6 protein-coding genes are annotated in these 6841 nt (G+C 70.4%); 1 reads left to right on the plus strand and 5 read right to left on the minus strand.

Features of this window, described 5'->3' with window-relative positions:
• Window positions 1-11: 11 nt before the first annotated feature.
• Entirely contained in the window at window positions 12-1694 is a 1683-nt protein-coding gene (locus BIU91_RS11025; RefSeq protein WP_071405488.1) for a long-chain-fatty-acid--CoA ligase, read from the minus strand.
• Window positions 1695-1789: 95 nt separating this feature from the next.
• Here BIU91_RS11025 and BIU91_RS11030 point away from each other — a divergent pair, with 95 nt between their 5' ends.
• Window positions 1790-2716 (plus strand): oxygenase MpaB family protein, encoded by a 927-nt coding sequence (locus BIU91_RS11030; RefSeq protein ID WP_071405489.1) that lies wholly within the window; start codon window positions 1790-1792, stop codon window positions 2714-2716.
• A gap of 82 nt (window positions 2717-2798) precedes the next feature.
• Here BIU91_RS11030 and BIU91_RS11035 read toward each other — a convergent pair whose 3' ends face one another.
• The 4 genes from BIU91_RS11035 to BIU91_RS18540 form a co-directional block, all read right to left on the minus strand.
• The gene (locus BIU91_RS11035) at window positions 2799-3830 is read right to left on the minus strand and encodes an aldo/keto reductase (protein ID WP_084741119.1); all 1032 of its coding nucleotides are present in this window, start codon (window positions 3828-3830) and stop codon (window positions 2799-2801) included.
• Window positions 3827-4393, minus strand: coding sequence for a TIGR03086 family metal-binding protein (locus BIU91_RS11040; protein WP_027464629.1), 567 nt, complete (start codon window positions 4391-4393; stop codon window positions 3827-3829). The genes BIU91_RS11035 and BIU91_RS11040 overlap by 4 nt, the downstream gene beginning before the upstream one ends.
• A gap of 536 nt (window positions 4394-4929) precedes the next feature.
• The gene (locus tag BIU91_RS11045; protein ID WP_027464630.1) at window positions 4930-5490 is read right to left on the minus strand and encodes a YceI family protein; all 561 of its coding nucleotides are present in this window, start codon (window positions 5488-5490) and stop codon (window positions 4930-4932) included.
• A 109-nt stretch (window positions 5491-5599) separates the two neighbouring features.
• A complete protein-coding gene (locus BIU91_RS18540; RefSeq protein ID WP_071405635.1) occupies window positions 5600-6532 on the minus strand; it encodes a hypothetical protein in 933 nt (310 codons plus the stop codon).
• Window positions 6533-6841 lie beyond the last annotated feature (309 nt).

Raw genomic sequence — 6841 nt, forward strand, 5'->3', positions numbered from 1 at the left:
GCGCCCGCGCGTCAGCCGTCCAGGATCTGGTCCCGCACCTTCCGCCGCAGCACCTTGCCGATCATCGAGCGCGGCAGGTCCTCGACCACGACGACCCGGCGCGGCACCTTGTACGCCGCCAGGTGCTCGCGCGACCATGCCCGGAGCGCGGCCGCGTCGAAGGTCGAGGGGTCCTTCGGCACGACGGCTGCGACGACCTGCTCGTTACCGCCCTGCGTGATGCCGACGACCGCGACCTCCTTGACGCTGGGGTGCTTGAGCAGGGTGTCCTCGACCTCGGACGGTGACACGTTGAAGCCACCGGTGATGATGAGTTCCTTGAGGCGGTCGACGATCCGGACGTACCCGTCGGCGTCGATGGCCACGATGTCGCCGGTGCGGAACCAGCCGTCGGGCGTGAAGACCTCGTCGGTGGCCTCGGCCTTGCCCCAGTAGCCGCGGAACACCTGCGGGCCACGGACCTGCAGTTCGCCGGGCTCGTCGATGCCGAGCACCTTCGTGTCGTCGTCGGGGTCGACCACGCGCGCCTCGGTGGAGGACAGCGGCAGGCCGATCGATCCGAGTCGACGCTCGGGGGAGACCGGGTTGGCCATCAGGACCGGGGAGCACTCGGACAGGCCGTAGCCCTCGACCAGGTAGCCGTCGGTCCGGGCCTCCCACGGTTCGACGATGTCCTGCGACAGCGGCATGGCGCCGGAGATGCCGATCTCGATGCCCTTGAGTGACACCTTCGCCGAGTCGGCCGCGTGCTGCAGCCGCGCGTAGATCGGCGGCACGGCCGGCAGGAACGTCGGCGGGTGGCGCTTGATCGCCGTCAGGACGAGGGCGGGGTCGAACGCGGGGAAGAGCACGAGCCGCGAGGCCATGCTCATCGCGAAGGTCAGGCAGAGCGTCAGGCCGTAGGCGTGGAACATCGGCAGCACCGCGTACACGACATTGTCGCCGCGGCGGATCTGCGGCACCCACGCCCGGGCCTGCGCGGCGTTCGCCAGCAGGTTCCGGTGGCTCAGCACCGCGCCCTTCGGCGTCCCGGTGGTGCCGGACGTGTACTGGATCAGCGCGACGTCGTCGGTGGCCGGCCGCGGGTGCCGCTTCGACAGCTTGCGGGTGTCGGCGAGGTCGTCCCACTTGACCGTGCCGCGCACCTTCGCCGTCAGCTTCGCGCGGGACTCGCGGGCCTTCGCGACCGGCAGCGCCAGGGCGAGCCGGGTGCTCCGGGGCATGGCGCGGGTGATGTCGACCGAGACGATCGCGTCGAGGTGCACGTCGGCCGGGAAGTCCTGCAGCGTCGCGACCGACTTGTCCCACGCGATGGCGACCTTGGCGCCGTGGTCCTCGAACTGGTGGCGGAGCTCCCGCGGCGTGTACAGCGGGTTGTGCTCGACCACGATCGCGCCGAGCCGCAGCACCGCGTAGAACGCCACGATGTGCTGCGGGCAGTTCGGCAGGACGATGGCGACGCGGTCACCCGCGCCCACGCCGAGCTTCCGCAGGCCGTTCGCCGCGCGGAGGATCTGCTCCTCGAGGTCGGCGTAGCTCGTGGTGCGCTTGAAGAACTCGAGGGCGACCTGCCTGGGGAACTTCCGGGCCGACTGCTCGACCAGGTCGTACAGGGAACCACTCTGTTCCTCGATGTCGTGCGGGACCCCCGGGGCGTACGAGGCAAGCCAGGGACGAGGCGTGTCGATGCTCACCCGACCCAACCTAGTGGGCCACCCCCGTGCACGCTGGGAGGGCCACTTTGCGCGATGCCACCCCCGCGCCCAGGTGACGGACGGAACATGACGACATGTCCACTGTCTCCGACGTCTTCCGGTCCCGCCTCAACCAGACGTTCACGGGTGGTTCGACCGGCACGGAAGCCTGGATGGACGACCTGGAACACGGCACCGACGCGGGCTTCTTCGGTCCGGGCTCGGCCACGTGGGCGGTGCACGGTGGGAGCCACGGCATCGTCGCCGGCGTGCGGGCACTGCTCGTCCAGGCGCTGCACCCCGGCGCGCTCGCCGGCGTCGCCGACCACTCCCGGTACCGCGAGGACCCGTTCGGTCGCCTGGCGGGCACCAGCCGGTGGATCGCGACGGTCACGTACGGCGACCGGCAGACCGCCCGCAGCGGCAGCGACTGGGTGCTCCGGCTGCACGAGCGGGTCCGCGGGCAGTACGTCGACGCGCACGGCACCGCCCGCCCCTACGCGGCGAACGACCCGGACCTGGCGCGCTGGGTGCACCTCGCCTTCACCGACGCGTTCCTCCGCGCCGCCCAGCGCTGGGGAGGCCCGATCCCCGGCGGCGCGGACGCCTACGTGCGCGAGTGGGCCGAGGCCGGGCGCCTCATGCGCATCGTCGACCCGCCCGAGTCCGAGGCGGAGCTCCGTGCCCAGATGAACGGGTACCTCGACCGCGGCGAACTCCTGGTCGACTCGCGCACCCGCGACGTCGTCCGGTTCATCAAGGACCCGCCGCTCTCCCGCCTGCTGCGACCCGGCTACCGCGCCGTGTTCCAGGGAGCGGTGTCCACGCTCGACCCGCGGCACCGCTCGCTCCTCGGCCTCCGTGCGCCGATCGTCGGCCCGGTGGAGCTGCCGGTGGTCCGCACCACGAAGCTCGTGCTCGACGGGATCGGTGCGGTGCTCGACGACCAGACCGGTTCCGAACGAGCCGCGCGGCGGCGCATCGCGCGCCTGCAGCGCGCTGACGGCAGCGCGGTCGCCTGACCACAGCGGTCACCGTGACCACCTGACGGACGGGAGGCACGGTGCCAGCTGGCACCGTGCCTCCCGTCCGCTCGTGGGGGCGTCAGAAACCCGACGGCACCCGGGGCGTGTACGCGGACTCGAGTCGCGTGACCTCGTCGTCGGTGAGCGTCAGCGAGGCGGCTGCGACCGCGTCGTCGATGTGGTGCTCCTTCGTCGCGCCGACGATGGGCGCGGAGACCGCGGGCTTGCCGGCGACCCAGGCCAGGGCGACCTGCGCCATCGGGACGCCGCGCTCCGTGGCGACGGCCTCGACCGCGTCGACGATCGCGCGGTTGGCGTCCTCGTCCTGCTTGTAGAGGGTCTTGCCGAACTCGTCGGTCTGCGCGCGTGAGCCCGAACCGGAGGCGTCCCAGGGGCGGGTGACGCGGCCGCGGGCGAGGGGGCTCCACGGGATCACGCCGACGCCGGTGTGCTCGCAGAAGGGGAGCATCTCGCGCTCCTCCTCGCGTTCGAGCAGGTTGTACTGGTCCTGCATGCTCACGAACTTCGTCCAGCCGTGGCGCTCGGCGGTGTGCTGCATCTCGGCGAACTGCCACGTCCACATGCTGCTCGCGCCGATGTAGCGCGCCTTGCCGGCCTTGACGACGTCGTGGAGGGCCTCCATGGTCTCCTCGATCGGCGTCACCGGGTCGAAGCGGTGGATCTGGTACAGGTCGACGTAGTCCGTGCCCAGCCGGGTCAGGGAGGCGTCGATCTCGTGCATGATCGCCGCGCGGGACAGCCCGGCGCCGTTCCGGCCGGGACGCATCCGGTTGAAGACCTTCGTGAAGACCTGGACGTCCTCGCGCGGAGCCAGCTCCGCGAGGAGCGTGCCGGTGATCTCCTCGCTGCTGCCGTCCGAGTAGACGTTCGCGGTGTCGAAGGTCGTGATGCCGGCCTCGAACGCGCGGCGGACGAACGGGCGGGCCTCGTCGATGCCGACGCTCCAGGCGTGCGAGCCCCGGTCCGGGTCGCCGTACGACATCATGCCGAGGACGACGCTGCTGATCTCGAGCCCCGAGTTGCCGAGGCGCTTCGTGTCGGTGGTCATGCTGCTCGTCTCCGTGGTGGTGCCGCTGGTGTCGGTGGTCATGCCGTCACTCTGGCATCGCGGCCTGTGACGGCGAGCAGGCGGACCTGGAGCGGGGAGTCCTCGGTGACGTCGACCGGAGGTGCGTACAGGCCGGTGGCGGCGAGGTCCTCGATCTGCGGCTCGAAGTACTCCCACACGGCGCGGACGAGCTCGTCGGGCAGGGACTCCTCGGTGCCGGTCGCCCGGGCGAGGTCCCACGTGTGGATCGTGATGTCGCTCGTCTGCTCGGTGAGGTACTGCGCGGCGGGCACGACGTCGGTGCTGAGGTGCACGGGGGTGTCCTGCGGGGCGTTCCGCCAGGCGTCGGTGGCCGCGGTGGCGAACCGGTGCCACTCGGCCACCAGGTCGTCGCCGATCGGCTCGAGGTCGGCCTGGGCCTGGGCGTAGTCGCACCCGGTCAGGAGCTTCGGGATCCAGCGCTGCTCGTCGACGACGTGGGCGACGAGGTCGCGGGTGGTCCACTCGGAGTCGGGGGTGGGGGCGTCCCAGTCGGTGACGGCGGCGACGCGGCGGCCGAACTCGGCTGCCGCGAGGGCCTGCATCGCGATCCAGTCGGTGGCCATGGTGGTGCTCCTGTTCGTCGTGCGGGCGTGCTCGTGGTTGGTGCGTTTCGTGCAACTCGGGGTCCGGCGTGCGGATTCCCCTCGGTGCCGTCGCACGTGCCAACGTTACGCGGGGGCGGGGGCCGGTCGGTGCCCGTCCGGCGCCCGGGCGTTCGTCCGCTCGGACGCTCGTCCGCTCGTGCCCGCTGGCTCCCTGTCCCGCGCGTGCTCGAACCCCGTTGCGCGAGCGGGCGAAATGTCCGGCCTGCCACGGGGATCTTCACGGTGTTTCGCCCGCTCATGGGCGTGGGCGTGCTCACGGGCGCCGGCGTGGGCGTGATTGCGGGGATCAGCGTCGACTTCGGCGCCCGGCATCGTCGAGCGGGCGGAATGCCTGACGTGACAGGACGAAGGGCCAGGGTGTTTCGCCCGCTCGTGGTCGGGGGAGCGGTGCCGACAACGAAGAACGCCCCGACTCCGTGCGGAGCCGGGGCGTTCTTCTCGGGTTCGGGGAGTGCCGCTCGGTGCCCTCAGTCGGGCGTTGAGTCAGAGGTGGCTCAGGCCGCCTGGAGGACGAACTGGACGTCGAGGTTGATCGTGACGTCGTTGCCGAGCGTGAAGCCACCGGCCTCGAGCGCCGCGTTCCAGTTCACACCGAACTCGGTGCGGTCGATCTTCGTGGTCGCCTCGGCACCGAACTTGACCTGGCCGTAGCCGTCCGTGGTGAAGCCACCGAGCTCGGCCTTGAGGACGACCGGCTTGGTGACGCCGCGCAGGGTCAGGTCGCCCGCAATGTGCAGGTCGTCGCCCTTCGCCTCGATGCTCGTCGAGCGGAAGGTCAGCTGCGGGTGCTCCTCGGTGAGGAAGAAGTCGCTCGTCTTGAGGTGCTGGTCGCGCTGCTCCTGGCCGGTGTTGATCGACGCGACGTCGATGTTGGCCTCGACGGTCGACTCGAGCGGGTTCTCGGCGGTCACGACGGTGGCGTCGAACGTCTCGAACTTGCCCTTGACCTTGCTGATGGCGAGGTGGCGGACCGAGAAGGTGACCTCGGAGTGGGTCGGGTCGATCTTCCAGGTGCCGGTCTTGTAGCCGGGAACGGTGTCAGCGGTGAGCGTCATGGTGGTCCTTCTTCCGAACGAGAGTCTGCGGTGCGACGCGTTCCATGCGCCTGCATCGAGTTGATACTACGACAGTGTGCACCGTTTTGGTTGAAGCGTCAACCATTGTTCACCCAAGTGTCGCAAACCGCGTGTCGTGAGCACCTCTGGCGCCGACCTCGAGCAGCCGACGGATGCGGTGCACGAAACGGTCGACACCATGCGCGACGTCGTCTGCTGTTGCTCTGATGAGCCACCAGTCGACGTCCTTGAGGTGCTCCCCGCGCGTCAGGTCTTTCCGGAAGGTGGCTGGATCAGTGCGGTGCAGATCGCTCTCGTATTCGATCGCAACCCTGGCATCGGGGTAGGCGAGGTCCACACATGCAATCCACTGCCCGTCGACGACGACATCGTGGTTGAGCGCCGGTTCCGGGAGTCCGCAGCGGACGAGTGCCAGCCGCGTCCGGGTCTCTCCGGGAGACCGAGATCCCCTCCGAATCTCATCGAGCGCGAGGCGGAGCTTCACGATGCCGCGGATGCCGCGTCGTCGTCGGACGGCCTGGGCGAGTTCGTCGAGCGTCGCCCAGCCGAGCCACCCCACGAGCGCGTCGCCCGCGACGATGAGTTCGTCGAGCGTCAGCATCGAGCCCAGTGCGACGAACGTGTCGGCCGGAGTGGTCAGCGGCACTCCTCGTGCGATCGTCGCGCGGACCGATCCGTACCGAGCTCGGTGGCCGACCGTGCCGCGAACCCGGAGCGCTTGGTCGGTACCGATCGTCGTGACGTGCAACCGCTGATCGCGTTCGAGACGGCGGGGGAGCGGGACGCCGATGATCGCTGCCGCAGTGACGTGACTGAAGACCTGATCGGGGCGGAGTCGAGGAGCGAGCGCCCTTGCGCGTTCATCCACGGACTCCGGTGGGAACGCTGATCGGACGCCGTGGAACGGGCGGATGAGATCGCGAGCGTCGAGTCGGCCACGCGAAACGCCTCTGTGCAGCGCATCCCGTACCCGGAACGAAGCGTCGCGGAGTGCCATCGGGAGTCGGCGTCTTGCGGTCATCTCCACAGCGTGACGGCGAGGCGACCCCGAGGACGGGAGTCGGGCCTCCTCTGTGGACGGCTTGCCCGCTCTCGCCCATGTGGAGGGACGGTTGCCCCCGCGAGCGGGCGAAACACCGCGCCTGCCGCCGACCGCACCGCGGTGTTTCGCCCGTTCGCGGGGTGGAGGCGACGGCAGGGAGCGTGGAAGCCGCAGTCCGGGGTCATCCGGGCGAGCGGGCGAAATGTGTGGGTGGGCTGGCAAGAGCACCGTGGCATTTCGCCCGCTCGCGGATCCCGACCACCGACCACCGACCCCCGACCCCCGACC

The organism is Curtobacterium sp. MMLR14_002 (assembly GCF_001864975.1).
Taxonomy (GTDB): domain Bacteria; phylum Actinomycetota; class Actinomycetes; order Actinomycetales; family Microbacteriaceae; genus Curtobacterium; species Curtobacterium flaccumfaciens.